The 23,751-nt window shown below is 69.4% G+C and carries 23 protein-coding genes; 14 read left to right on the top strand and 9 right to left on the bottom strand.

The features are described 5' to 3' along the window. Positions 1 to 186: 186 nt before the first annotated feature. A complete protein-coding gene (gene mce / locus SSP08S_RS39360; RefSeq protein ID WP_019073152.1) occupies positions 187 to 627 on the bottom strand; it encodes a methylmalonyl-CoA epimerase in 441 nt (146 codons plus the stop codon). Between the two features lie 149 nt (positions 628 to 776). Here mce and SSP08S_RS39355 point away from each other — a divergent pair, with 149 nt between their 5' ends. Both SSP08S_RS39355 and meaB read left to right on the top strand, forming a co-directional pair. Next, a complete protein-coding gene (locus SSP08S_RS39355) occupies positions 777 to 1,979 on the top strand; it encodes an acetyl-CoA C-acetyltransferase (RefSeq protein WP_019073151.1) in 1,203 nt (400 codons plus the stop codon). A gap of 33 nt (positions 1,980 to 2,012) precedes the next feature. Next, positions 2,013 to 2,969 (top strand): methylmalonyl Co-A mutase-associated GTPase MeaB, encoded by a 957-nt coding sequence (gene meaB / locus SSP08S_RS39350; protein ID WP_019073150.1) that lies wholly within the window; start codon positions 2,013 to 2,015, stop codon positions 2,967 to 2,969. 161 nt (positions 2,970 to 3,130) lie between these two features. On the opposite strand, the gene SSP08S_RS39345 is transcribed toward meaB, so the two are convergent. From SSP08S_RS39345 to SSP08S_RS39330, 4 genes are all read right to left on the bottom strand, one after another. After that, positions 3,131 to 3,607, bottom strand: a complete 477-nt coding sequence (locus SSP08S_RS39345; protein ID WP_019073149.1) for a MarR family winged helix-turn-helix transcriptional regulator — start codon at positions 3,605 to 3,607, stop codon at positions 3,131 to 3,133. Between the two features lie 92 nt (positions 3,608 to 3,699). Beyond that, the gene (locus SSP08S_RS39340; protein ID WP_019073148.1) at positions 3,700 to 4,497 is read right to left on the bottom strand and encodes an AIM24 family protein; all 798 of its coding nucleotides are present in this window, start codon (positions 4,495 to 4,497) and stop codon (positions 3,700 to 3,702) included. Next, a complete protein-coding gene (locus tag SSP08S_RS39335) occupies positions 4,494 to 5,144 on the bottom strand; it encodes an AIM24 family protein (RefSeq protein ID WP_019073147.1) in 651 nt (216 codons plus the stop codon). Before SSP08S_RS39335 ends, SSP08S_RS39340 begins: the two co-directional genes overlap by 4 nt. A 1-nt stretch (position 5,145) precedes the next feature. Next, positions 5,146 to 5,778 carry an AIM24 family protein gene (locus tag SSP08S_RS39330; protein ID WP_019073146.1) on the bottom strand — a complete coding sequence of 211 codons (633 nt, stop codon included), beginning with the start codon at positions 5,776 to 5,778 and terminating at the stop codon, positions 5,146 to 5,148. Positions 5,779 to 6,131: 353 nt separating this feature from the next. On the opposite strand from SSP08S_RS39330, the gene SSP08S_RS39325 reads away from it, so the two are divergent. Beyond that, entirely contained in the window at positions 6,132 to 6,482 is a 351-nt protein-coding gene (locus SSP08S_RS39325; protein WP_019073145.1) for a DUF3817 domain-containing protein, read from the top strand. After that, positions 6,479 to 6,772 carry an MTH1187 family thiamine-binding protein gene (locus SSP08S_RS39320; RefSeq protein WP_019073144.1) on the top strand — a complete coding sequence of 98 codons (294 nt, stop codon included), beginning with the start codon at positions 6,479 to 6,481 and terminating at the stop codon, positions 6,770 to 6,772. The genes SSP08S_RS39325 and SSP08S_RS39320 overlap by 4 nt, the downstream gene beginning before the upstream one ends. Positions 6,773 to 6,887: 115 nt before the next feature. On the opposite strand, the gene SSP08S_RS39315 is transcribed toward SSP08S_RS39320, so the two are convergent. After that, on the bottom strand, positions 6,888 to 7,910 hold the full coding sequence (locus SSP08S_RS39315) for a phosphotransferase enzyme family protein (RefSeq protein ID WP_019073143.1): 1,023 nt from the start codon (positions 7,908 to 7,910) through the stop codon (positions 6,888 to 6,890). Positions 7,911 to 8,142: 232 nt separating this feature from the next. Here SSP08S_RS39315 and SSP08S_RS39310 point away from each other — a divergent pair, with 232 nt between their 5' ends. Next, on the top strand, positions 8,143 to 9,927 hold the full coding sequence (locus tag SSP08S_RS39310; RefSeq protein ID WP_019073142.1) for a glycosyltransferase family 2 protein: 1,785 nt from the start codon (positions 8,143 to 8,145) through the stop codon (positions 9,925 to 9,927). A 3-nt stretch (positions 9,928 to 9,930) separates the two neighbouring features. Then, entirely contained in the window at positions 9,931 to 11,886 is a 1,956-nt protein-coding gene (glxA, locus tag SSP08S_RS39305) for a radical copper oxidase GlxA (RefSeq protein WP_019073141.1), read from the top strand. A gap of 12 nt (positions 11,887 to 11,898) precedes the next feature. Here glxA and SSP08S_RS39300 read toward each other — a convergent pair whose 3' ends face one another. Both SSP08S_RS39300 and SSP08S_RS39295 read right to left on the bottom strand, forming a co-directional pair. Beyond that, positions 11,899 to 12,891, bottom strand: a complete 993-nt coding sequence (locus tag SSP08S_RS39300; RefSeq protein WP_019073140.1) for a glycoside hydrolase family 6 protein — start codon at positions 12,889 to 12,891, stop codon at positions 11,899 to 11,901. A 654-nt stretch (positions 12,892 to 13,545) separates the two neighbouring features. After that, positions 13,546 to 14,529, bottom strand: coding sequence for an ArsR/SmtB family transcription factor (locus SSP08S_RS39295; RefSeq protein WP_019073139.1), 984 nt, complete (start codon positions 14,527 to 14,529; stop codon positions 13,546 to 13,548). A gap of 74 nt (positions 14,530 to 14,603) precedes the next feature. Between SSP08S_RS39295 and SSP08S_RS56740 the strand changes: the two genes are divergently transcribed. From SSP08S_RS56740 to icmA, 4 genes are all read left to right on the top strand, one after another. Then, positions 14,604 to 15,884 (top strand): MFS transporter, encoded by a 1,281-nt coding sequence (locus SSP08S_RS56740; RefSeq protein WP_019073138.1) that lies wholly within the window; start codon positions 14,604 to 14,606, stop codon positions 15,882 to 15,884. A 22-nt stretch (positions 15,885 to 15,906) separates the two neighbouring features. Then, positions 15,907 to 16,416 (top strand): MarR family winged helix-turn-helix transcriptional regulator, encoded by a 510-nt coding sequence (locus tag SSP08S_RS39285; protein ID WP_019073137.1) that lies wholly within the window; start codon positions 15,907 to 15,909, stop codon positions 16,414 to 16,416. An 88-nt stretch (positions 16,417 to 16,504) separates the two neighbouring features. Further along, a complete protein-coding gene (locus tag SSP08S_RS39280) occupies positions 16,505 to 16,843 on the top strand; it encodes a DUF3817 domain-containing protein (protein WP_026179230.1) in 339 nt (112 codons plus the stop codon). A gap of 74 nt (positions 16,844 to 16,917) precedes the next feature. Beyond that, a complete protein-coding gene (gene icmA / locus SSP08S_RS39275) occupies positions 16,918 to 18,618 on the top strand; it encodes a coenzyme B12-dependent isobutyryl-CoA mutase large subunit (protein ID WP_019073135.1) in 1,701 nt (566 codons plus the stop codon). On the opposite strand, the gene SSP08S_RS39270 is transcribed toward icmA, so the two are convergent. Further along, on the bottom strand, positions 18,594 to 19,241 hold the full coding sequence (locus SSP08S_RS39270) for a TetR/AcrR family transcriptional regulator (RefSeq protein ID WP_019073134.1): 648 nt from the start codon (positions 19,239 to 19,241) through the stop codon (positions 18,594 to 18,596). The two genes, icmA and SSP08S_RS39270, sit on opposite strands and share 25 nt — an antisense overlap. Positions 19,242 to 19,457: 216 nt before the next feature. Between SSP08S_RS39270 and SSP08S_RS39265 the strand changes: the two genes are divergently transcribed. The 4 genes from SSP08S_RS39265 to SSP08S_RS39250 all read left to right on the top strand — a co-directional run bounded on the left by SSP08S_RS39265 (position 19,458) and on the right by SSP08S_RS39250 (position 23,747). Continuing rightward, positions 19,458 to 20,435 carry a tetratricopeptide repeat protein gene (locus SSP08S_RS39265; protein WP_026179229.1) on the top strand — a complete coding sequence of 326 codons (978 nt, stop codon included), beginning with the start codon at positions 19,458 to 19,460 and terminating at the stop codon, positions 20,433 to 20,435. Between the two features lie 698 nt (positions 20,436 to 21,133). After that, a complete protein-coding gene (locus SSP08S_RS39260) occupies positions 21,134 to 21,718 on the top strand; it encodes a DUF6230 family protein (RefSeq protein WP_245608044.1) in 585 nt (194 codons plus the stop codon). Positions 21,719 to 21,835: 117 nt separating this feature from the next. After that, on the top strand, positions 21,836 to 22,450 hold the full coding sequence (locus tag SSP08S_RS39255) for a DUF6114 domain-containing protein (RefSeq protein ID WP_019073131.1): 615 nt from the start codon (positions 21,836 to 21,838) through the stop codon (positions 22,448 to 22,450). Next, positions 22,440 to 23,747, top strand: coding sequence for a hypothetical protein (locus SSP08S_RS39250; RefSeq protein ID WP_019073130.1), 1,308 nt, complete (start codon positions 22,440 to 22,442; stop codon positions 23,745 to 23,747). Before SSP08S_RS39255 ends, SSP08S_RS39250 begins: the two co-directional genes overlap by 11 nt. Positions 23,748 to 23,751: the final 4 nt, after the last annotated feature.

Here is a 23,751-nt window from a genome sequence, read left to right as displayed (position 1 = left end):
GTCGCGGTTTACTCCAACGAGCTCCGTCCATCCGCCGAACGGTGCTCCCGGGGAATGGTGTCAGATCAACGGCGGAGCACGGGCTGCTGCCCCGACGCTCGCCCCCCGAAACCGGACCCCGGCATGCCGTTGCCCTGGTTGCGAGCGACGACCGACCCCAACCCTACCGGCCCATATGTACGAGGGTCAGTGCTCAGGTGACTCAACAGGCGCCGAAGTGACCAGTTCTGTCAGTACGCCATGGCAATCCTTTGGGTGCAGGAACGTGATCCGTGACCCCATGGAGCCGCGCCGGGGCTCCTCGTACAGAACGCGCACACCCTTCCCGCGGATGTCCTCGGAGTCGGTGTCGACGTCGGCCGTGCCGAAGGCGATGTGGTGGACCCCCTCCCCGTTCTTCGCCAGCCACTTTCCTACGGCGGAGTCCTCGCGGGTGGGTTCGAGGAGCTGGAGGTAGGAGGCGCCGCCGTCGTCCGTGTTGTTGATCTTCAACATGGCCTCGCGCACGCCCTGTTCCTCGTTGACCTCGGAGTGGAACACCTCGAAGCCGTACGTGGCCCGGTAGAACTCGACTGTCGTGTCGAGGTCGAAGCAGGCGATCCCGATGTGGTCGATTCGCGTCAGCATGTATGTAGTGCAGCGCTAGCCGGGTGGTTACGCAACGTGCGCGCGATCACACCGACGGCCCGATGACGGGGTGGTCTACCGCTCAGTACATTTCAAGTAAACCCTCGTTCACTCCTCAGCTGAAACACGCTGGAAGGGGATCGCACCTCATGTCTGGAACGAACAGCACGACCTCGGTGATCGTCGCGGGCGCCCGGACGCCCATGGGACGGTTGCTGGGCTCCCTGAAGACCTTCTCCGGAGCCGACCTCGGCGGCTTCGCGATCAAGGCCGCCCTCGACCGTGCGGGTATCGGTGGCGACCAGGTGCAGTACGTGATCATGGGCCAGGTGCTCCAGGCCGGGGCAGGGCAGATCCCGGCACGCCAGGCCGCCGTCAAGGCGGGCATCCCCATGAGCGTCCCGGCGCTCACCATCAACAAGGTCTGTCTCTCCGGCCTCGACGCCATCGCGCTCGCCGACCAGCTCATCCGTGCAGGTGAGTTCGACGTGATCGTCGCGGGCGGCCAGGAGTCCATGACCAACGCCCCCCACCTGCTCCCCAAGTCCCGCGAGGGCCACAAGTACGGCGCGATCGAGATGCTCGACGCGATGGCCTACGACGGCCTGACCGACGCCTTCGAGAACATCGCCATGGGCGAGTCGACGGAGAAGCACAACACACGCCTCGGCATCGCCCGCCCCGAGCAGGACGAGATCGCCGCCCTGTCCCACCAGCGGGCCGCGGCGGCGCAGCGGAACGGCGTCTTCGAAGCGGAGATCACCCCGATCGAGATCCCGCAGCGCAAGGGCGAGCCGGTCGTCTTCAGCAAGGACGAGGGCATCCGCGCGGAGACCACGGTCGAGTCGCTCGGCAAGCTGCGCCCCGCGTTCTCCCGCGACGGCACGATCACCGCCGGCACCTCCTCGCAGATCTCGGACGGTGCGGCGGCCGTGGTCGTGATGAGCAAGACCAAGGCGCAGGAGCTGGGCCTTCAGTGGATCGCCGAGATCGGCGCCCACGGCAATGTGGCGGGACCCGACAACTCGCTCCAGTCGCAGCCGTCCAACGCGATCCTGCACGCCCTGAAGAAGGAGGGCCTGGAGGTCGAGGACCTCGACCTGATCGAGATCAACGAGGCCTTCGCCGCCGTCGCGGTGCAGTCAATGAAGGACCTCGGGGTGTCCACGGAAAAGGTGAACGTCAACGGCGGAGCCATCGCCCTGGGCCACCCCATCGGCATGTCCGGCGCCCGTCTCGTCCTGCACCTCGCCCTGGAGCTCAAGCGGCGCGGCGGCGGGGTCGGCGCGGCGGCGCTGTGCGGCGGCGGCGGTCAGGGTGACGCACTGATCGTGCGGGTACCCAAGGCCTGAGCCCGTACATACGTCGCTAGGAACGGAGCTGTGATGCAGGACGTCGCCTCGCTGGTGGCCCAGGCCAGGGAAGGCCGGCCGCGGGCCGTGGCCCGCCTGATCTCCCTGGTGGAGGGGGCGTCCCCCCAGCTGAGGGAGGTCATGGCGGCGCTCGCACCGTTGACCGGCGGGGCGTACGTCGTCGGCCTCACGGGATCGCCGGGCGTCGGCAAGTCGACGTCCACGTCCGCGCTGGTCACGGCGTACCGCAAGCAGGGCAGGCGGGTCGGCGTCCTGGCCGTCGACCCGTCCTCGCCGTTCTCGGGCGGAGCCCTGCTCGGCGACCGCGTCCGCATGTCCGACCACTCCTCCGACCCCGGCGTCTACATCCGCTCGATGGCCACCCGCGGCCACCTCGGCGGCCTGGCCTGGTCGGCCCCGCAGGCGATCCGCGTCCTCGACGCGGCCGGCTGCGAGGTGATCCTGGTGGAGACGGTGGGGGTCGGCCAGTCGGAGGTGGAGATCGCCTCACAGGCGGACACGAGCGTGGTGTTGCTGGCCCCGGGGATGGGCGACGGCATCCAGGCGGCCAAGGCCGGAATCCTGGAGATCGGCGACGTCTATGTGGTCAACAAGGCCGACCGCGACGGCGCGGACGCGACGGCCCGCGAGCTGAACCACATGCTCGGCCTGGGCGAGTCCCGCGGTCCCGGTGACTGGCGTCCTCCCATCGTCAAGACGGTGGCCTCCCGCGCGGAGGGCATCGACGAGGTGGTGGAGGCACTGGAGAAGCACCGGGCGTGGATGGAGGAGCACGGGGTTCTCGCTGAGCGGCGGGCGGCCCGGGCGGCGCGTGAGATCGAGACGATCGCGGTCACGGCGCTGCGGGCGCGGATCGGGGACCTGCACGGGGATCGGCGGGTCGGTGCGCTCGCGGAGCGGGTCGTGGCGGGGGAGTTGGACGCGTACCGGGCCGCGGACGAGCTGATCGCGGGGATCACGGAGGGCTGAAGCGCGGGAGTGCGGGGGGTGGTGCGGTCGTCGGTCGTGTGCCGGTGCGTCGTGGCTGGTCGCGCCCACGCGGCGGAGCCGCACATTGATACAGCCCCGCGCCCCTGAGAACGCCGAACGCGGGCGGGGTTCACATCCCGCCCGCGTTCGATCAACTGCTGTTAGGGACGGCCCCGTTGGCCCCGCAGATGCTCCGCGATCGGCTTGAGGGTCTTGTCGAGTTCTGACAGGCCCTCAGGCGTCACAAGGTCGATGAAGTGCCGTCGCACGGACGCCACATGATGGGGCGCGACCTTCTGCATCGTCTCCAGGCCGTGTTCGGTGAGTACCGCGTACAGTCCCCGGCGGTCCGACTCGCAGTTCTCCCGGCGTACCAGGTCCGCGTTCTCCATGCGGGTGATCTGGTGCGAGAGGCGGCTCTTGGACTGGAGCGTGGCGGCGGCGAGGTCGCTCATCCGCAGCCGTTTGTCCTCCGCCTCGGAGAGGTTCACCAGGATCTCGTAGTCGTTCATCGTCAGGCCGAACGGCTGCAGGTCCTTTTCGAGCTGGTACGTCAGCAGCCTGTTGACCTCCAGGTGGGTGCGCCAGGCGCACTGCTCCTCATCGGTCAGCCAGCGCGTGGCCGTCTCGGTCTCCATGAATGAAGTCTACCTAAAATGTTGAAAGGCGAACTAGTGAGGGTGGCGTGACGGCGCGCACACGTTCGACGTCACACTCCGCAGACTACCGCTCACAGCCCGAAGCGACGCTGGAGATCTCCCAGCTGTCCGGGAAGGCGCGGTGCGCCCGCTTGCTGTGAGGGGCCTGTGCGCACCCCGCCCCCACCCGGTACCCCCGGCTCGTGCGGCACAACCCCTGTGGCCTGCTCGGGCATGAGGTTCTCGGAGGACTGGAGCAGCACCGTACCCGCCCCTACGAACTCGAACTGGTGCTCCTCCCCGGAGGCCCCGCCGATGCCCGTCATCGCACGTAGACCGCCCATCAGACCGGTCATGTACGCGTGGTCGTAGTGGTGGCACGGGGAGGGGCAGTCGGCCCAGCCGACGAGCGCCTGCGGGTCGACCCGGATCGGGGGTTCCATGAACACCACCGGCCCGCTGGAGGCGGCCACGATCTTTCCGGTTCCGATGAGTGTCAGAAAGCCGGGAACAATCGACTGCTTGAGAGCGAGACTTGGCTGAAAAGCGAGCAGGTTGCCGGAGCGAATGGTCATGTTGGCGTCTTCGAGGTCGTACGCGTTGACGTCGAAGGCCCGGTCGGCGAGCAGCATCTTGCCCGAGCCGTCCGCCACGACCCAGTCGCTCGCGTGCAGAGGCGAATGGAAGGACGTACGGACAAGCCGGTCGAGTCGCCCGTGCCCGATGCCGTTGAACTCCATCGAGCCGTAGTAGGCGATCATCTTCCCCTTCTGCAGGAACCACTGGCTCCCCTTGAGCTCCACGCAGAAGGTGTACTTGTTGACGTTGTCGTCGACCGGGAGGGTCATCGGGTCGAAGACCGTGGGGCCGGACCCCGCGTACTGGCTCACAGTTTCTCCTCCGACGCCTGGACGTACACCGCGCCGCTGCCGCTCAGCTCCAGCTGGAACGCCTCGCCGGAGCCCCGGCCCACCATGTCGCGCCAACCGAGCGCCGTGGACAGCTTGTTGCGGACGTCGCCGTGGTGGGCGACGTAGGCCTGCGGGTCGACATGGACCGGTCGGCCGGGGGTGATCGGCACCTCGAAGACCCCGCCGTGGGCCATCACGGCGACCGCGCCGCGCCCCTGGAGGGTGGTCGTGAACAGCCCCTGTCCGGTGACCTGGCCGCGGACCATGCCCATGACGCCGCCCTGCGAGCCCATGAACATCGTGCCCTGCTGGAGGGTGCCCTCGAAGGCGAGGAGGCGGTCGGCCTCCACGTAGAGGGTGTCTCCGGTGAGCTCGATGATCTGGATGTGGTGGCCGCCGTGACCGAACATCACGGTGCCGCTGCCCTCGACGGTCATCAGGGGCGTCGCCTCGTTCGCCACCCGGCGCCCGAGCATCGACATGACGCCGCCCTGGCCGCCCTGGATGTTCGGGGTGAAGGAGACGTCGCCCTTGTAGGCGAGCATCGCGCCGCGCTGGCTGTACAGCCGCTGGCCCGGCATGACGGTGGCCTGGATCATCTTCGAGTTGATCTCCGTGAACGTCATCTCACACGTCCCCCGCGATCGTGTTCCGCTCGCTGGGCTGGACGTAGACGAGCCCGTCCCCCTCGAAGCGGATCTGGAAGGCCTCGCCGCCGCCCTCCCCGAAGAAGGTGCGGAAGGTCACACCGGACTGGAAGGACTGGTGCAGGTTCCCCTGGTGCGCGATGTACGCGCCGGGGTCGACGGTCAGCGGGTACTGCCGGCTCACCCGCAGCACGACCGCCGGGCCGTCCGACATGATCGCCGCCTGGCCGTGGCCCTCGACGGTCGTCGTGAACAGCCCGTTGCCCTGCGAGGCGCCGCGCAGGCCCGTGAACGTCGTGCCCGTTCTCAGCCCCGCGTCCGTCGCGAGCAGGTTGCTCGACTCGACGTACAGCTTGTCGCCCTGGAGATTCACGAGGTTGATCTCGGAGGCCCGGTCCGCGAACCAGCAGGTGCCCTGCCCCCTCACCTCCATCACCGTCATCTGCTCACCGGTGAGCCGCCGGGTGACCATCCCCCGGATGCCCTCACCGCCGCCCGTCATCTTCTTGAAGGCCATCTGTCCGTCGTACGCGACCATCGAGCCGTTCTTCGCCTTCACGGCGTCCCCGGTCATGTCGACGGCGAGCACCTTGCTGCCCTGGAGTCGAAACATCGCCACGGTGCGAAGGTAGCCGTAGGGTGCGAAAGCCGACAGGGCCCCTGGGTGGAGAACTACCCTGACCTGCCCCCTAGGGCGTGTCGCGGGGCGCGGTCGGCCGGATGACGGCGGTGCACGCGCCCAGGTCGACTGTGGACCTTTGCCGGGCGAGAGGCTCCGTGCAGCTGCCAGGCGCCCAGTTGGCTGTATCGAGCCGAGGCTCCGCCGCAGGGCGACGAGGGGCTGTCGGTCGGCTGCCGGGCACTGCCCACCCCCCACTCTCAGTCGGCTCCGCCGTTTGCCACAATGGTTGAACGTTTGTGCTCGCGTTCACAAACTGTGGACGTCTCTCCCACCGAAGGTGACCTGTGGACATCAAGACCGCCACCGCAATCCGCCGCCTCCGCCTGGTGTCGGCCCCCGAGGCCGTGTCCTTCCTCCTGCTGCTCGTCTGCTCGGTGCTGAAGCGGACCACGGACTTCAACGCGGTGCCCGTGATGGGCATGGTCCACGGTGTTCTCTTCATCCTCTACGTCCTTTTCTGGGCCGACGCCTGGAACCGCACCAAGTGGGGCCCGAAGACGGCCGCCCTCTACTTCGTCCTCTCCGTCCTGCCCACCGGCGGCTTCTTCGCCGAGCGCAAGCTGCGGCGCGAGTCCGAGGACGCGGTCATCGCCTCCCGCGCCCGCCAGGAGCAGCAGGGAGCCGTGAAGGCATGATCGTCGCCTTTTCCGTGACGCCCCTGGGTGTCGGCGAGGACGTCGGCGAGTACGTCGCCGACGCCGTCCGCGTGGTCCGCGAGTCCGGCCTGCCCAACCGTACCGACGCGATGTTCACCTCCATCGAGGGCGAGTGGGACGAGGTCATGGACGTCGTCAAGCGCGCGGTCGCCGCCGTGGAGGCCCGCGCCCCGCGCGTCTCCGTGGTCCTCAAGGCGGACATCCGCCCCGGAGTGACGGACGGCCTCACCTCCAAGGTGGAGACGGTCGAACGACACCTGGCGGACTAGGACCTGTCCGGCGGGTCCTGCCGCAGACGCGGGGTGTGGCACGCGCAGTCGCCCGCGGCGGAGCCGCTGATGTCAACGTCTCCTCCGCCGTGCAGCCGCACGCACCACACCCCGCTCACCGGCGTCGAACAGGCACCGTCGATGTGCTGCGACCTGACCCGCCGGACAGGCCCTGGCCGTCCAACGCCGCGCACAACCGCGATACGGCCGCCGGGTCCGGCACCCAGCTCAGCGCGGCGACCACCTGGCCGCTCGCGAACTCCCGTTGCGCGGCGGTCACCGTCGGGTCGACGGCGCACTCGGCCTGTACACGGACGTAGTTCAGCGAGGTCGCGAAGAGCATCGAGAACGACTGCGGCCCCTGTACGACGGCAGGCCCGCCGGTGCTCCGATAGGCCCGCGCCACCCGCACCCCGGCCTCGACGTTCCCCTCGTTCCCGCCCGACCACACGAACAGGGCGCGGGCCAACTCCCGTTCCGCCGAAGCGGATCCGGCGTTGTCCCAGTCGAGGAGGACGGGACCGTCCGCGCCGACCAGTACGTTCTGCGGCTGGAGATCGAGGTGGGACGTCACCAGGTCACCGGGGCCGGACGGTGTCACCCACTGCGCCAGCTCCCGTGCGGAGGTGGCGATGAACCGTCCCAGCGCGTCCGCCCACGGCATTCCCGCCCGCCGGACCTCCGTGTGCAGCGCGGCCCACTCGTCGTCCTGCGGGCACCGCTCGTACCAGCCGCTCGGCGGCTCGGTCTCGTCCGCTCCCGCCCGGTGCAGCAGCGCCATGGTCCGCCCGAACCAGTCCAGGACGTCCGGGTCGGAGGCGTCCGCGGGGGTGCCGTCGATCCAGTCGTACAGCTTGACCGGGGAGCCGGAGCCGGGGCGGGAGACGTACGCCCCCTGCCGGTCGGGCATGAGCCGCGGCGACGCGATGCCCAGCCGCTCGGCGGCCCGCCGTAACGCGGCCTCGCGGCGGACCTGTTCCTCGTCGCAGCCGAAGAGGAGTTCCTTGACGGCCCAGGAAGTGTCGGCTCCGGACAGTTTCCAGATCTGGCCGAGCGCGCCCCGGGTGACCGGTGTCATCGTCCACGGTCCGGTGCCGAGCGCGTAGGTCTCGGCGATGAGATCGGCGGTGTCGTGCATGCGAGTGCCTTTCGGAGTGCTGATCCGCGGCATTCTCCCGGAGCCGTCTCTCCCCCCGTCTCTCCGCCCGTTCCGCCGCCGGGGTCAACCCCCCACCCACCTGGACGCACCCAGTTCGACACGCCCTCAATTCTCCACTTGTGTGTGGGTATCGGCCCGGTCGATCTTCGGAGCCCAACGGTTCCGCCGGTCCCCTCGGGCGTCGATCACTCCTCAATCATTGGAGGGCGCTGTGCGGCCGGAGGGCTACGACTACGACACCTACAGCCGACTGGCCGGGCCGCTCAGCGAGCCGTCCGGTGCGGCGTACCAGGTGCAGTACACCTCGCTCCTCTCGCGCGAGCCCCACCGAATACGCGCTGTCCTCCTGATGAGCCTCGCCCCGGTGCTGACCGCCGCCCTGCTCGTGTACCTCGTGTGGCCCACCCACTGGGTGGAGCGCGAGGGGGGCCAGGAGTGGATGGTCGGGCTCGACGTCACGATGCTGATAGCCATCGGTCTGATCGAGCTGTTCATGGTGGTCAACGTCGCCTCCGTCGCCCACGCCACGCTGGTCGCCCGCGACCCGATCCCCGTCGTTCCCGAGGCAGGCACCCGCGTCGCCTTCCTCACGACGTACGTCCCGGGCAAGGAACCTCTGTCCATGGTCCGCGCCACCCTCGAAGGCGCGGTCAACGTCACCCACACCGGGCCCGTGGATGTGTGGCTCCTCGACGAAGGTGACGACGAGCAGGCCAAGGCGCTGTGCGCCGAGTTGGGCGTACGGCACTTCACCCGGCACGGGGTTCCCGAGTGGAACCGCCCCAAGGGTGTCCACAAGGCCCGTACCAAGCACGGGAATTACAACGCCTGGATCGCGATGCACGGCGGCGACTACGAGTTCTTCGCCTCCGTCGACACCGACCACGTTCCGCTCCCCAACTTCCTTGAGCGGATGATGGGTTACTTCCGCGACCCGGACGTGGCCTTCGTCGTGGGACCGCAGGTGTACGGGAACTACCACAACCCCGTCACCAAGGCCGCCGAGTCGCAGCAGTTCCTCTTCCACGCGCTGATCCAGCGCGCCGGCAACCGCTACCGCGCCCCCATGTTCGTCGGCACCAACAACGTCGTACGGATCGCCGCCGTCAAGCAGATCGGCGGGCTGTACGACTCCATCACCGAGGACATGGCCACCGGCTTCGAACTCCACCGGCACCGCAACCCGTTGACCCGCACCCACTGGCGCTCCGTCTACACCCCGGACGTGCTCGCGGTGGGGGAGGGGCCGGCCTCCTGGACCGACTTCTTCACCCAGCAGATGCGGTGGTCGCGCGGGACGTACGAGACGCTGATCAAGCAGTACTGGAAGGCGCCGTTCACGATGCCTCCGGGGCGGCTGTTCTCGTACACGATGATGCTCGTCTACTACCCGATGACGGCCGTCAACTGGCTGCTGGGCATCCTGAGTTGCTTCCTGTTCCTGTGGTTCGGGGCCTCCGGCACGCAGGTCGCCGCGTCCGTGTGGCTGATGCTCTACAGCGACGCGGCGGCCCTCCAGATCGGGCTGTATCTCTGGAACCGGCGGCACAATGTGTCCCCGCACGAACCCGAGGGCTCGGGCGGTCTCGCGGGCATGGCGATGTCGGCGCTCTCCGCGCCGATCTACCTCAAGTCCTTCGGCGAGGCGCTGATTCGCAGGCCCAGCCGGTTCGTCGTGACCCCCAAGGGCGGCGACGCCAGCCCGGACCGGGTGATGACCTTCCGCATCCATCTCTTCTGGGCGATCCTCCTGGCGACCTCGCTGGCCGCCTCCGTCGTCCTCGACCACACCCACGCGGCGATGCGCACCTGGGCCGTCCTCGCGATGGTCATCTCCCTTGCCCCGATCGGGGTGTGGGTCGGCTCGCTGGTCAAGGAGCGCCGGGAACGGCACTCGCTGCTCGGCGCCGCGCGCACCCTCGACACCGTCGAACCCGCTCTCGCCACCACCGGGGCCGGCCCGTCCGTCTCCGGCACCACGACAGGGGGCAACTAGACCATGGCGTACCAGCCGTCCCAGAGAACCAGGAAGACCGTCCTCGGCATCGGCGGCATCGCCGTCCTGGCCGGTCTCAACGCCCCGGCCGCCCTCGAGTTCGCCGGCGAGCAGTACCACGAGTACAAGATCACGCGGCCCGACTACATGGCCAAGTACGGCTCCTGGGACCAGATCGACATCCCGAAGGAGTACCGCACCAACGCCATCCACGCCTCGCTGCTGCACACCGGCAAGGTGCTGATCGTGGCCGGATCGGGCAACGAGCAGAAGAAGTTCAACGCCGGGTCCTTCGACACCGTCCTGTGGGACCCGAAGGCCAACACCTTCAAGAAGATCCCCACCCCGGTCGACTTCTTCTGCGGCGGACACAGTCAACTCCCCAGCGGCAACCTGCTGGTGGCCGGCGGCACCGCCCGCTACGAACTCCTCGACGGCGAGGTCAAGCGGGCCGGCGGCGGTATGCGGGTGAAGAACGAGAACCCCAACAAGCCGATGTTCCTCAAGAAGGGCACCGTCTTCCGCTCACCGGCCGGCGTCGACTACGTCAGCAGGTTCGACGTCACCGTCCCCAAGGCCAAGCGCGAGTTCAAGGTCACGTACAACGCCCGTGGTGTGATGCAGCCCTGGAAGACCACGGTCACCGCGAGCGAGGTCCGGGTCTTCGTCGAGGCCACCGAGGCGGGCCCGATGTCGGTCACCGAGAACCAGGCCCAGTACGACATCGTCGGCCTCAAGGGCATCGACGCGAACAACACGTACGGCCTCTCCGAGAAGATCACGCTCGACAAGCAGGACTACCAAGGCATCCGCGCCGCCTACGAGTTCGACCCGAAGGCCGAGCGGTACATCGCCGTCGACCCGATGGACAAGGCCCGCTGGTACCCGACCCTCGTCGGCCTCGACGACGGCCGCGTCCTCGCCGTCTCCGGCCTCGACGACGTCGGCGTCATCGACCAGGGCGACAACGAGATCTACGACCCGAAGACCAAGAAGTGGACCCCGGGCCCCAAGCGTTACTTCCCCACCTACCCCGCCCTCTTCCTCACCAAGGGCGGCAAGCTCTTCTACCCGGCCTCCAACGCCGGCTACGGACCCGCCAACAAGGGCCGCGAGCCGGGGATCTGGGACCTGAAGACCAACAAGTTCACCACGGTCGCCGGACTGCGCGACCCCGACGAGACCGAGACGTCGTCCTCGCTCCTGCTGCCCCCCGCCCAGGACCAGAAGGTCATGATCCTCGGCGGCGGAGGTGTCGGCGAGTCCAAGAAGTCGACCCCGCGCACGGCCGTGGTCGACCTGAAGCAGGACAGCCCGGTCTTCAAGGACGGCCCCAACCTCCCCCAGGGCACCCGGTACTTGAACAGCGTGATCATGCCGGACGACTCGGTCTTCACCACCAACGGCTCCTCCGACTACCGCGGCCGCAGCGCCAGCAACATCTTCAAGGCCCAGTTCTACGACCCGAAGGGCAACGCCTTCCGCGAGGCCGCCGCCCCGATGGTCGGCCGCAACTACCACTCCGAGGCACTGCTGTTGCCCGACGGCCGCGTCGTCACCTTCGGCTCCGACCCGCTCTTCGACGACCAGGCCAACACCAAACTCGGCCACTTCGAGCAGCGCATGGAGATCTTCACCCCGCCCGCGCTGCACAAGAACGGCGGCAACAGGCCCGTACTGCAGGACGGTCCGGAGACCTTGGACCGCCACCACCGGGCGACCTTCCGCACCGACCACCCCGACCGGGTCGTCAAGGCCCGTCTGATGCGGCCGAGTTCGGTCACGCACACCACGGACGTCGAGCAGCGCTCCATCGAGCTGGGTCTGGTCAAGGACGGAAAGTCGGTGACGGTGGACGTTCCCAACGACCGGGCACTGGTACCGCCCGGCTGGTACATGCTGTTCGTGACGGACGCGCAGGGCACGCCGTCGGAGGCGAAGTGGATCCAGGTCCAGTGACCAACCGGGTTGCTACGCCTTGGAGTTGCGCGCCAGCTCCAAGGCGTACTCCGGCCACCACTGGCCGGCGTCCGGACCGCCCTCGCAGGTGCCGTCCGAGGCACCGGGCCGCTTGATCCAGAGGTAGGCGTCCAGGGCGGGTTCGCCGGTGTCGGTGGTCGGGCGGGTGCCCAGTCCCCGGCCCGGCGGGTTGCACCAGGCGCCGGGCAGCGGCCCGTTGCCGTTCCGGCTGCTGTCGACGACGAAGTGCTTGCCGCCGAGGTCCTTCGACAGGTGGACGCCGTACTTCTTCGTCACGTCGTCCGTCTGGAAGTTGGAGACGTTGAGCGAGAATCCGTCGGCCTCCTCGACCCCGGCCCGCTTCAGCGGCTCCACCAGCTTCCAAGGGTCTTGGATCCAGGCCGGGTTGCCCGCGTCGAGATACACCGCCGTACCGGACTGCTGCTTCAGCCGGACGACCGCCTCGCTCAGCAACTGCTCCCGCTCGCCCTGGTATTCGCCCGGGGTGCACCCGTCCACCATGTGCGCGACGGCGTCGGGTTCGAGCACGACGAGCGCCTTGGAGTCGCCCAGTGCCTCCGCGAACTTCCCGATCCAGGCCCGGTAGGCGTCCGCGTCCGCCGCACCGCCCGCCGAGTGCTGACCGCAGTCCCGGTGCGGGATGTCGTACGCCACGAAGATGGGCGTACGCCCCTCCTGACGCGCCGACGCGGTCGCCGCCCGGATCACCGGGCCGGGGTCGAGCTCACCGGCCGGCCACAGCGCGGTCGGCTGATCGGCGATCCGCTTCAGCAGCGCGGCGTCGTGCTTACGCCCCTCCCGCTCCCACATCTGGATCTGCTCGGCCGCCGGGCTCGCCGGGTCGACCCAGAAGGACGTGGCGTGCGCCGGGTCCTTTGACCGGGCACCGGCGACGGACGCCTCGTCGACGTCGGCAGTGGACGAACAGCCCACCGCCAGCCCGAACACCGAGACCACCGCGAACGTGCGGATCAGCCGGGACATGCCGCTCCCTTGCGCGAGGGGACATTAAGTGACGATTCGTCAGTAATTGTGGATGATCTGCCCCCGCGCCGGGTCCTGGCGCGCCGGGCGGGCGGTGCGCGAGGTGGGTGCGGGGTTCTGGGGGTGTGGGTCCGCGGACCGGGCCGGGGGCTGATGTGTCGGTCGGCCGCTGTGTGAGGTCGGCGTGGATTCCCGACGCGGTCCGTTGGCGCACGGTGTCGGGTGTTGCCGTACCGCGCCGGGCCTTGGCGCGCGGGTTGGGGGCGTGGCTTCTCCAGTGGTGTGCGTTCGCGCTCCGTGCCGGGGACTGGTGCGTCGGTCGGCCGCCGCCTGAGGCCGGTGTGGAATCCCGGTGGCGTTCGTTCGCGCACCAGGTCGTGCGCGGGTGCGTCGGTCGGCCGCTGCCCGAGGCGGGCCCGGATTCCCGACGCGGTCCGTCGGCGCACGGTGTCGGGTGTCGCCGCACCGCGCCGGGCCTTGGCGCGCGGGTTGGGGGCGTGGCTTCCTCAGCGGTGTGCGTTCGCGCCCCTTGCCGGGGCCTTGGTCCGTCGGTCGGACGCCACCCGAGGCCCGAGGCTGGCGTGGATTCCCGCCGCGGTCCGTTGACGCGTGGTGTCGGGTCTTGCCGTACCGCGCCCGGCCCCGGCGTGCCGGTCAGCCGCCCCCCGACGCCAGCGCTGTCCCCAGCGGAGTCCGCTCGTACAGCACCTGATGGCCGTAGCGGCGGGCCGTGAGCAGGCCCGCGTCGCGTAGGACCGTCAGGTGTGCGGACACCGACGAGGGGGCGAGGCGGAGGCGGTGGGCCAGGGCGGTTGTGGAGGTGGGTTCGGTGAGGGCGGTCAGTACGGTGGCTCGGCCGCGGCCGAGGAGGCGTAGGAGCGCGTCGGGGGTGTGGGCGGCGGGGTCGGACCACAGGGCGCCGATGCCTCGGGCCGGGTAGGCGAGGGTGGGTTGCCAGGGGTGTTCGAAGGTGCTCACCAGGTTCGGCCAGATGAAGACGCTCGGCAGCAGGACGAGGCCCTGGCCGCCGAGGTCGCGTTCGTGCTCGCCCCGGAACTCCACGGTCAGTGTTCCCGCGTCCCAGGCACAGTGCCGGCTGATCTCCGGGAGCAGCACGCCCAGCCCGACCTCGGCGAGCCGGCGTGAGTGGAAGGCGATGTCGGCCTCCAGCAGGGCGCGCAGCCGGGGCCAGTCCGGTGCGACGAGGGTGTGCCAGACGGACTCCATCGCGTCCGCCAACTCCTCGATCATGCGGGCGGGTTCACGCAGCCAGGCCCGGCCGCGCGCCGACTCCAGCGCGCCCGGGGTGGATGCCAGCGACCTGGCCGTGTCCTCCCGGGCCTCGGCCGGATCGGCCGCGCGCACGGCGGCGATCTCCTCCTCGAAAGTGGCCGCGGGACCGATCGGCGGCGGGCACAGCCAGTCGGGGCAGTGCCCGGTCTGCGGCATCAGCAGCCACAGCGGTGCGAGATCGAGACCGGCCGCCGCCGCACGCGTCCGCCGCAGCCAGTCCGCGTGATACCCGTGCCGCTCCGGCCGCTTCAGCGTGCGGACGACCTCCTGCGTCTCCCAGAGCGGCGACACGGCGAACCGGCACCGGAGGAAGTCGTCCTCCCCGAAATACAGCCGCGACGCCATGCGCCAACCCCCAGAGATTCGGCCCTGCCCGAAACTCTAGGACGCCAGGGGCGCCTCCGACCACGCTGCTGTCCATGCTCCAAGCCCCTCCCGCCCCGCCCACCGGCTACCGCCGCGTCCTCGCCGTCCCCGAGTTCCGTGTCGTCTTCGCCGCGCACGCGCTGTCCCTGCTCGGCGTGGTCGTCACCGAGATCGCGCTCTCCGTCCTCGTCTACGACCTGACCGGCTCGCCCCTGATGAGCGCGCTGGCGTTCGCGGTGGGCTTCCTGCCGTATCTCGTCGGCGGGACGCTCCTGGCCGGGGTCGCCGACCGCTACCCGGCCCGGCGCGTGCTCGTGGTCTGCGACCTGGTGTGCGCGGGCTGCGTCGCGGCGATGGTGGCGCCGGGCACCGGCATCGCCGTACTGCTGCTGCTCCGCTGCGCCCTCGCCGTCGTGTCACCGGTGTTCGCGGGCACCCGGATGGCGACGCTCGCCGACATCCTCGGCGACGGCGACCTCTTCGTGCTCGGCCGCTCGCTGCTGCGGATCGTGTCGCAGAGCGCGCTGCTCGTCGGCTACGGGCTGGGTGGCCTGCTGCTCACCGTCGTCTCTCCGCGCCACGCCCTGCTGATCACCGTGGGCACCTTCCTCACCTCCGCCGCCCTGCTGCGGCTCGGCACCCGGCGCCGCCCCGCCCGGGCGAGCGGCGGGGGCGCCCTGCTCGCCGACTCCCTCAAGGGCGCCGGACAGGTGCTCGCGAACCGCCGGGTGCGGGCGCTGCTCCTGCTGTTCTGGCTGCCCGCGATGTTCTCCGTCGCCCCGGAGGCGCTCGCCGCCCCCTACGCGGCCGAACTCGGCGCCGGTTCCACCGGACTCGGGCTGCTGATGTGCGCCCTGCCCGTCGGCACGATCGCCGGCGAGCTGTACGCCGGTTCCCGGCTGCGCCCCGCCACCCGCGAACGGATCGCCCTCCCGCTGGTCTGCTGCACCCTGCTCCCCTACCTCGCCTACGCCCTCCGGCCCGGCCTCGCCCTCTCCCTCGCGCTGCTGGCGGTCGCCGGCGCCGGGTCCGCGTACACGCTCGGCCTCGACCAGTGGTTCGTACGGGACGTGCCCCAGGAACTCCGCGGCCGGGCCATGACCCTGCTCACCGCCGGGCTGATGACCATCCAGGGCGTGGGCATGGCCCTGGCCGGTGTGGTCGCCGAGTTCGCCGGGGTGCGCGGGGCGGTCGTGGGCGCCGGGGCGCTCGGCACGGTGTGCTGCGCACTGCTCGCGGTGGAAGCCCGTAGGACCGCGGAAGCCCATAGGGCTTCGGAAGCCCGCAGGACCGCCGTGGGACCGAAAGACGAGACGGGGCTGACCACGATGTGACCGGCCGGTAAGGTCTGGTGACGTGCCGAAGCCGCTCAGTCTCCCTTTCGACCCCATCGCCCGTGCCGACGAACACTGGAAGCAGCGCTGGGGAAACGTACCGTCGATGGCCGCCATCACCTCGATCATGCGGGCACAGCAGATCCTGCTCGCCGAGGTCGACGCGGTCGTCAAACCGTACGGACTGACCTTCGCGCGGTACGAGGCGCTGGTGCTCCTCACCTTCTCCAAGGCCGGTGAGCTGCCGATGTCGAAGATCGGCGAGCGGCTCATGGTGCATCCGACGTCCGTCACCAACACCGTGGACCGGCTGGTCAGATCCGGGCTCGTCGACAAACGCCCCAACCCCAACGACGGCCGCGGCACCCTCGCCTCCATCACCGACAAGGGCCGCGAGGTCTGCGACGCGGCCACCCGCGACCTGATGGAGATGGACTTCGGGCTCAGCGCGTACGACGCCGAGGAGTGCGCGGAGATCTTCGCGATGCTGCGCCCGCTGAGGGTCGCGGCGGCGGACTTCGACGAGGACTGACCCGGCAGAGGACGAGGGCCGACCGGGGCGCAGGACGAGGGCCGACCCGGGGAAAGATCGCCCGGAACCGGTCGTTACGCTCGTCCTCATGAAAAAGAGCGTGCTGACCCGCTACCGCGTCATGGCGTACGTCACGGGTGTCCTGCTGGTCCTGCTGTGCCTCAGCATGATCGCCAAGTACCTCCTCAAGATCGACGGCGCCGGCAGCTTCACCGAGGTCGTCGCCATCGCGCACGGCTGGCTGTACGTCGTGTACCTGCTCTTCGCGTTCGACCTGGGCTCCAAGGCGAAGTGGCCGGTCGGCAAGCAGCTCTGGGTGCTGCTCGCGGGGACCATCCCGACCGCCGCCTTCTTCGTGGAGCGGAAGATCAGCCACGAGCTGGAGTCGAAGATCGTCGAGCCGACTCCGGTCGGTGCCAAGGCGTAACCTCCACCGCCGCACGGGTTGCCTGCGGCGGTTGGCCATCGACATTTACTAGGACGTCCTAGTAAATTCGAAGCATGGACGCTGACGCCATCGCAGAGGGCCGCCGACGCTGGCAGGCCCGGTTCGACGCCGCACGTAAGCGTGAGGCCGACTTCACCACGCTCTCCGGGGACCCCGTCGAGCCGGTGTACGGGCCACGCCCCGGGGACAGGTACGACGGCTTCGAGCGGATCGGATGGCCCGGCGAGTACCCCTACACGCGCGGGCTGCACGCCACGGGCTACCGGGGGCGGACCTGGACGATCCGGCAGTTCGCCGGGTTCGGCAACGCCGAGCAGACCAACGAGCGCTACAAGAAGATCCTCGCCAACGGCGGCGGCGGACTCTCCGTCGCCTTCGACATGCCGACCCTCATGGGCCGCGACTCCGACGACCCGCGCTCGCTGGGCGAGGTCGGGCACTGCGGGGTCGCGATCGACTCCGCCGCCGACATGGAGGTCCTCTTCAAGGACATCCCGCTGGGCGATGTGACGACGTCCATGACCATCAGCGGGCCCGCCGTCCCCGTCTTCTGCATGTACCTCGTCGCCGCCGAACGGCAGGGCATCGACCCCGCCGTCCTCAACGGCACGCTCCAGACGGACATCTTCAAGGAGTACATCGCCCAGAAGGAGTGGCTCTTCCAGCCCGAGCCGCACCTGCGCCTCATCGGCGACCTCATGGAGTACTGCGCGACCGGCATCCCCGCCTACAAGCCGCTGTCCGTCTCCGGCTACCACATCCGCGAGGCCGGCTCCACGGCCGCGCAGGAACTGGCGTACACCCTCGCGGACGGCTTCGGGTACGTCGAACTCGGCCTGTCCCGGGGCCTCGACGTGGACGTGTTCGCGCCCGGCCTCTCCTTCTTCTTCGACGCGCACGTCGACTTCTTCGAGGAGATCGCCAAGTTCCGCGCCGCGCGCAGGATCTGGGCCCGCTGGATGCGGGACGTCTACGGCGCGAAGTCCGAGAAGGCGCAGTGGCTGCGCTTCCACACCCAGACCGCGGGCGTCTCGCTGACCGCGCAGCAGCCGTACAACAACGTCGTCCGTACGGCGGTTGAAGCGCTCGCGGCCGTGCTCGGCGGGACCAACTCGCTGCACACCAACGCCCTGGACGAGACGCTCGCGCTGCCCAGCGAGCAGGCCGCGGAGATCGCGCTGCGCACGCAGCAGGTGCTGATGGAGGAGACCGGGGTCGCCAACGTGGCGGACCCGCTGGGCGGTTCGTGGTACGTCGAGCAGCTCACCGACCGGATCGAGGCGGACGCCGAGAAGATCTTCGAGCAGATCAGGGAGCGCGGGCTGCGGGCCCACCCGGACGGCCGGCACCCGATCGGCCCGATCACCTCCGGCATCCTGCGCGGCATCGAGGACGGCTGGTTCACCGGCGAGATCGCCGAGGCCGCCTTCCAGTACCAGCGGTCCGTGGAGAAGGGCGACAAGCGGGTCGTGGGCGTCAACGTGCACCACGGCTCGGTCACCGGGGACCTGGAGATCCTGCGGGTCAGCCACGAGGTGGAGCGGGAGCAGATCCGGGAGTTGGGGTCGCGGAAGGGAGCGCGCGACGAGGCGGCCGTAGCGGCCGCTCTGGACGCGATGCTCGCCGCCGCGCGGGACGGGTCGAACATGATCGGCCCGATGCTGGACGCCGCACGGGCCGAGGCGACGCTGGGCGAGATCTGCGGGGTGCTGCGGGAGGAGTGGGGCGTCTACACCGAGCCCGCCGGCTTCTGAGTCCCGCTCAGTGACGTCAGGCCCAGGAGCAGGACCTGGGTGAAGCTGTGGACCCAGTTCTCGTCGGCGGGTTCCGCGCTGACCAGGGTGCGGTGGACGACCGCGCCGGCGACCACGTCGAAGATCAGGTCGGCGGTGCGGGCGGCTTCCAAGGGGTCCGATTCGGGGGGCAGTTCGCCGCGGGCCTGGGCGCGGGCGCGGCCCTCGACGACCAGGCATTTCTGCCGGTCGACGATCGACTCGCGGATGCGTTCGCGCAGGGCGTCGTCGCGGACGGACTCGGCGACCACCGCCATCAGGCCGCTCTTGGCCTCCGGGCGGGCCAGGATCGCCGCGAACTGGAGGACGACGCCCTCGATGTCGGCGGCCAGGGAGCCGCGGTCGGGGAGTTCCAGTTCGTCGAAGAGTTCGGCGACGGCGTCGACGACGAGTTCGTTCTTGCCCGCCCAGCGGCGGTAGAGGGTCGTTTTCGCAACCCCGGCGCGGGTCGCCACGTCTCCCAACGTGAGCTTGGACCAGCCGAGTTCGACCAGGGCCTCCCGGGTGGCCGCGAGGATCGCGGTGTCCGCGGTGGTGCTGCGGGGGCGGCCCGCGGCGCGTGGGACGGGAGTGCGGCTCTGCATCCCCCGACCATAACCGGCGGTTCCTGTGGTGCAGTGAGGGAGATCACCGGGTATCCCTTTCCGCGAGGCACCCGGCACCATTACGCTACGACTCGTAGCGAAACCACGGGCGTGGGGTGGGGACCCGACGCCGGACAGCACCTGCCGAACAGCACCGACCGGACCGGCTTTCACAACGCTTTTCATTCACACGCGCGGACGGGGGAGGATAGACGCATGCAGCCACGGAACATGTCCATGAGCGGAGTCGTCGACCTCGCCGCGGTGAAGGCGGCCCAGGAGGCCAAGGCCAAGGCGGAGCAGGCGCGCGCCGAATCCGCCAGGCAGGGCGGTGGCGGAGCCGTCTCGCCGGCCGATCTTGTGATCGACGTAGATGAGGCGGGCTTCGAGAGCGAGGTCCTGCAGCGGTCCACCGAGGTCCCGGTCGTCATCGACTTCTGGGCCGAGTGGTGCGAGCCGTGCAAGCAGCTGAGCCCGGTCCTGGAGCGGCTCGCCCTCGAATACAACGGGCGCTTCGTCCTCGCCAGGATCGACGTCGACGCCAATCAGATGCTGATGCAGCAGTTCGGGGTGCAGGGCATCCCGGCCGTCTTCGCGGTGGTCGCCGGCCAGGCGCTGCCGCTCTTCCAGGGGGCCGCCGCCGAACCGCAGATCCGCCAGACCCTCGACCAGTTGATCCAGGTCGCCGAGCAGCGCTTCGGTCTGACCGGCCTTGACGTCGACCCGGACGCCGTACCGGGGGAGCGGCCCGAGGCCGCGGCCGAGATTCCGGCCGGTCCCTACGACGGCCTGCTGGAAGCCGCCGTACAGGCCCTGGACGCGGGGGACTTCGGCGGGGCCGTGCAGGCCTACAAGAACGTGCTGAGCGACGACCCGGGCAACTCGGAGGCCAAGCTCGGGCTCGCGCAGGCCGAGTTGCTGCATCGGGTGTCGGTGCTCGATCCGCAGCAGGTGCGTACGGAGGCCGCCGACAAGCCGGGTGACGTGCCGGCCCAGATCGCCGCCGCGGACCTGGATCTGGTGGGCGGTCATGTCGAGGACGCCTTCGGGCGGTTGATCGACACCGTGCGGCGCACGGTGGGTGACGACCGGGACACCGTACGGGTGCGGCTGCTGGAGCTGTTCGAGGTCGTCGGGGCCGACGACCCGAGGGTGACGGCGGCCCGGCGGGCACTGGCGCGGGCGCTGTTCTGAGCGGGGTCCGAGGCCGGTTCTGACCAGTCGGTAAACCTCGGGAACGGTGTTGCCGGTGTGAAAGATTTGCCGACGGAGTGTCACTGCGACCGCGCTTTACCAAATCTTGGTAATCGCGGTCGCTGTTACTTGGAGTAAGCCGAGGCCGTTGTTCTGTCGGATTCCGTCCGAAGATCCACGGTTTTGTCCTGGCCCACGATGACACCCAGCGTCGTCGGCCGATACCGGCGGGTCGTTGTTCGGTTATCCGGTCGTTACTACCCAGTAACGAAGCCCCTTGTGCGGGCGGCGAGAATGCACCACGATCGGCGACGCTCGGTCCGTTTCCGTACCCCGACAGCCGGTCGGGGCGACGGGGTCTCCTGGGTCCCCACCGAGTAGAGCCGGAAACAATGGAGTCGGCTCTTGGGCAGGGGGGTCTTCGCCGCACGGCGGAGCCTGTCCAGCAAGGTTGTGCGTGATGTGCGTCAGGCGCGACCAGTGGTTGTCGCTCGGGGGTGATCGCCGGTGATCGGTGCGCGGGTTCGCGCCTCCGGGTACAGGCGCTCCCCTTCCCGAGGACGTAGCACTTCTCCCATCCCTGCCCGGCTGAGCCGCCATCTGGGGGCAGTCAGGGCCAGGAGATGTACGTCCGAGAAGGAGGAAATATGGAGTCCCAGGTGCGTGGCGGGACGAGATGGAAGCGCTTCGCTGTGGTCATGGTGCCCAGCGTCGCCGCTACGGCGTGTATAGGTGTCGCCCTCGCGCAGGGCGCTCTTGCCGCGTCGTTCAGTGTTTCCGGCCAGTCGTTCAAGGTGACGGCCGACCAGCTCGACGGCACGGGCTTCACGCAGTACGGAGCCCTGGACTCGGGCTACAACCTGGACGGCAGCAAGACGGCTCACCCCGTCGCCGTCTCGGCGTTCAAGTCCGCCTCGATCACCAACATGTGCCAGTCGGTGGTCACCCCGAACATCCCGATCTTCGGATCGGTCAGCCTCGTGCTGAAGGCGGGCGGCGACGGTACGCCGGTCCAGGCCGAGAACCTGTACATCGACGTCCAGGACCTCAGCGCCGATGCGGTGTTCCACAACATCGACATCGGTGTGGCCGCCGGCAACGCGACCAAGGGTCCGGGCATGAAGGGCGGCAGCGAGGCTGCCAACCCGTACGGATTCGCCCAGCAGGCCGAGTCGGCCACGCTGACCAACGTGAAGCAGACGGCGTGGGCCACCACTGCCGGAACCTTCAAGCTCAGCGGGCTGAAGATGTCGGTGTCGACGGGCACCCACGAGTGCTACTAGGCACGTGACGGCGGGCGGGGGAGCCGGTGGCGCCCCCGCCCGTCCATCTTCCACCCGCACCTTCACACGAGGTGCAACTCTCCACCACAGCAACGCCGTACCAGGGAGCTGTTTTCCATGAGCGCCGAGACTCCTGCCGCACCCGGTCAGTTCACCCGCCGGAGGCTGCAGTTCCGCGCCTGGCGTGGCACGAGGCCGTTCTGGGCCGGTCTGTTCGTCATGTTCGGCGGACTCCCGATCGCCTACTTCCCGTACGCGCATCTCCAGATCGGGCATCTGACGCTGGCGATGGCCACCACCGCGGGCGCCGGGTCCCTGATCATCGGTGTGCTGCTCGTCGTCCTGGGCTTCAGCCTCTGGTTCCAGAAGCACGTGCGCACCTTCGCGGGTGTCGCGGCGATTCTGCTGGCGCTGGTGTCCATCCCCGTGTCCAACCTCGGCGGCTTCCTCATCGGCTTCCTCTTCGCCATGGTCGGCGGAGCGCTGGCCGTGTCGTGGGCGCCGGGCGCACCGCCGGAGCCGCAGGCGGTACAGGAGGACACGCAGGGAGAGGGCGGCACGCCCGCAGCCGCGCCGTACGAGGCCGCCCCGCACGAGTCCGCGTCGTACTACGAAGCCGCGCCGCACGAGTCAGCGCCGCACGAGTCCGCCGACGACGCGGACGAGCCCAAGGATCTGTCAGGAACGAGCCCGGTGAACAACGGGGCGAACGGGAGGCACAGTGCCGGCTGACGAGGTGACCCACGGGACTGACGTGGACGCGTCCCGTGTGAGAACCGGGCCGCGGCACGCGGCGCCCAAGAAGCCGCTGTTCACCAGGCTCCACATGCCCGCCGGCAAGGCGATAGCCACGGTGGCGATGCCGACCGCCGTCATCATGGGGATGGGCTTCACGTCGTCCCTGGCACTCGCCGACAACGGCACGACGACCTCGCCGTCGTCGAAGAGCCTGACCGCCGACGAGTACAAGGACTGCGTCTCGGCCCTCGCCGGGTCGACGGCCAGTGCCACTCCCTCGGCTTCGCCGTCCACCAGTGCGAGCGACTCCGCGAAGGACGACGCGACGCCCTCGGCGACCGCGACGGACTCCGCCACGAAGGACTCGGGCAAGACCTCTTCGTCGGATTCAGGTTCCGACGACACGGCCACACCCACGCCGTCCGCCACGGCGAGCAAGTCGGCCGACACGAGCGGTTCGTCGAGCAGCACCGCCACCGCGACGCCCTCCGCGTCCGAGAGCAGCGGCAACCTGCTGGACACCATCGGCGACGCCATCACCGGCATCCTCACCGGCGGTTCGTCGAACTCGGACTCCACGGCGAGTGCCACGCCGACGCCGACCGCGTCCGCGTCCGCCTCGACGGGTTCCGACGACGGCTCCTCCAGCGCGTCCGACACCGTCAAGGACACGACCAAGAAGGTCACCGACACGGTCGAGAACACCGTGAAGGACACCACCGACACCGCGACCAAGGCGGCCGACGAGGCCACCAAGGCGGCCGAGGACACGGCCACCGCCACGGCCACCCCGAGCGCGTCCGCGAGCGCCGACACGTCGGACTGCCCGGTCGCCACGGACGACACCAGCGGCGTCGACAACAAGATCCTGGTGCCCGACGACCCCTGGTACCTGAACGCCAGCTCGCTGCTGCTCAAGGGCGCCGACTACAAGGGCGTCGTCGAGGTGAAGACCGCCAGCGGCAAGGTCAAGAAGGTCCTGAAGTACGTCATCTCCGGCGGCACCGACATCGGCGACCTGCACCAGACGGTGGACGACAAGCAGTCCGGCAAGACGTACCACGTGAAGGCGGCCAAGGGCTCGACCTCCACGATCCGCGACGGCGACACCGTGATGTACACGGAGTCCATCTCGGGCAACCTGTTCGGTCTGATCCCGATCACGTTCGACCCGGACAACCCGCCCCCGCTGAACATCCCGCTGATCTACTTCACCAACGTGAAGGTGGTCCAGGCCGGCCAGTTCGGCGGCACGCTCACCGTCCCGGGGCTGCAGAGCTACCAGGACTGAGCGT

The organism is Streptomyces hokutonensis (assembly GCF_000376565.1).
Classification (GTDB): Bacteria; Actinomycetota; Actinomycetes; order Streptomycetales; family Streptomycetaceae; genus Streptomyces; species Streptomyces hokutonensis.
This window is presented reverse-complemented; position numbering and strand designations above follow the sequence as displayed.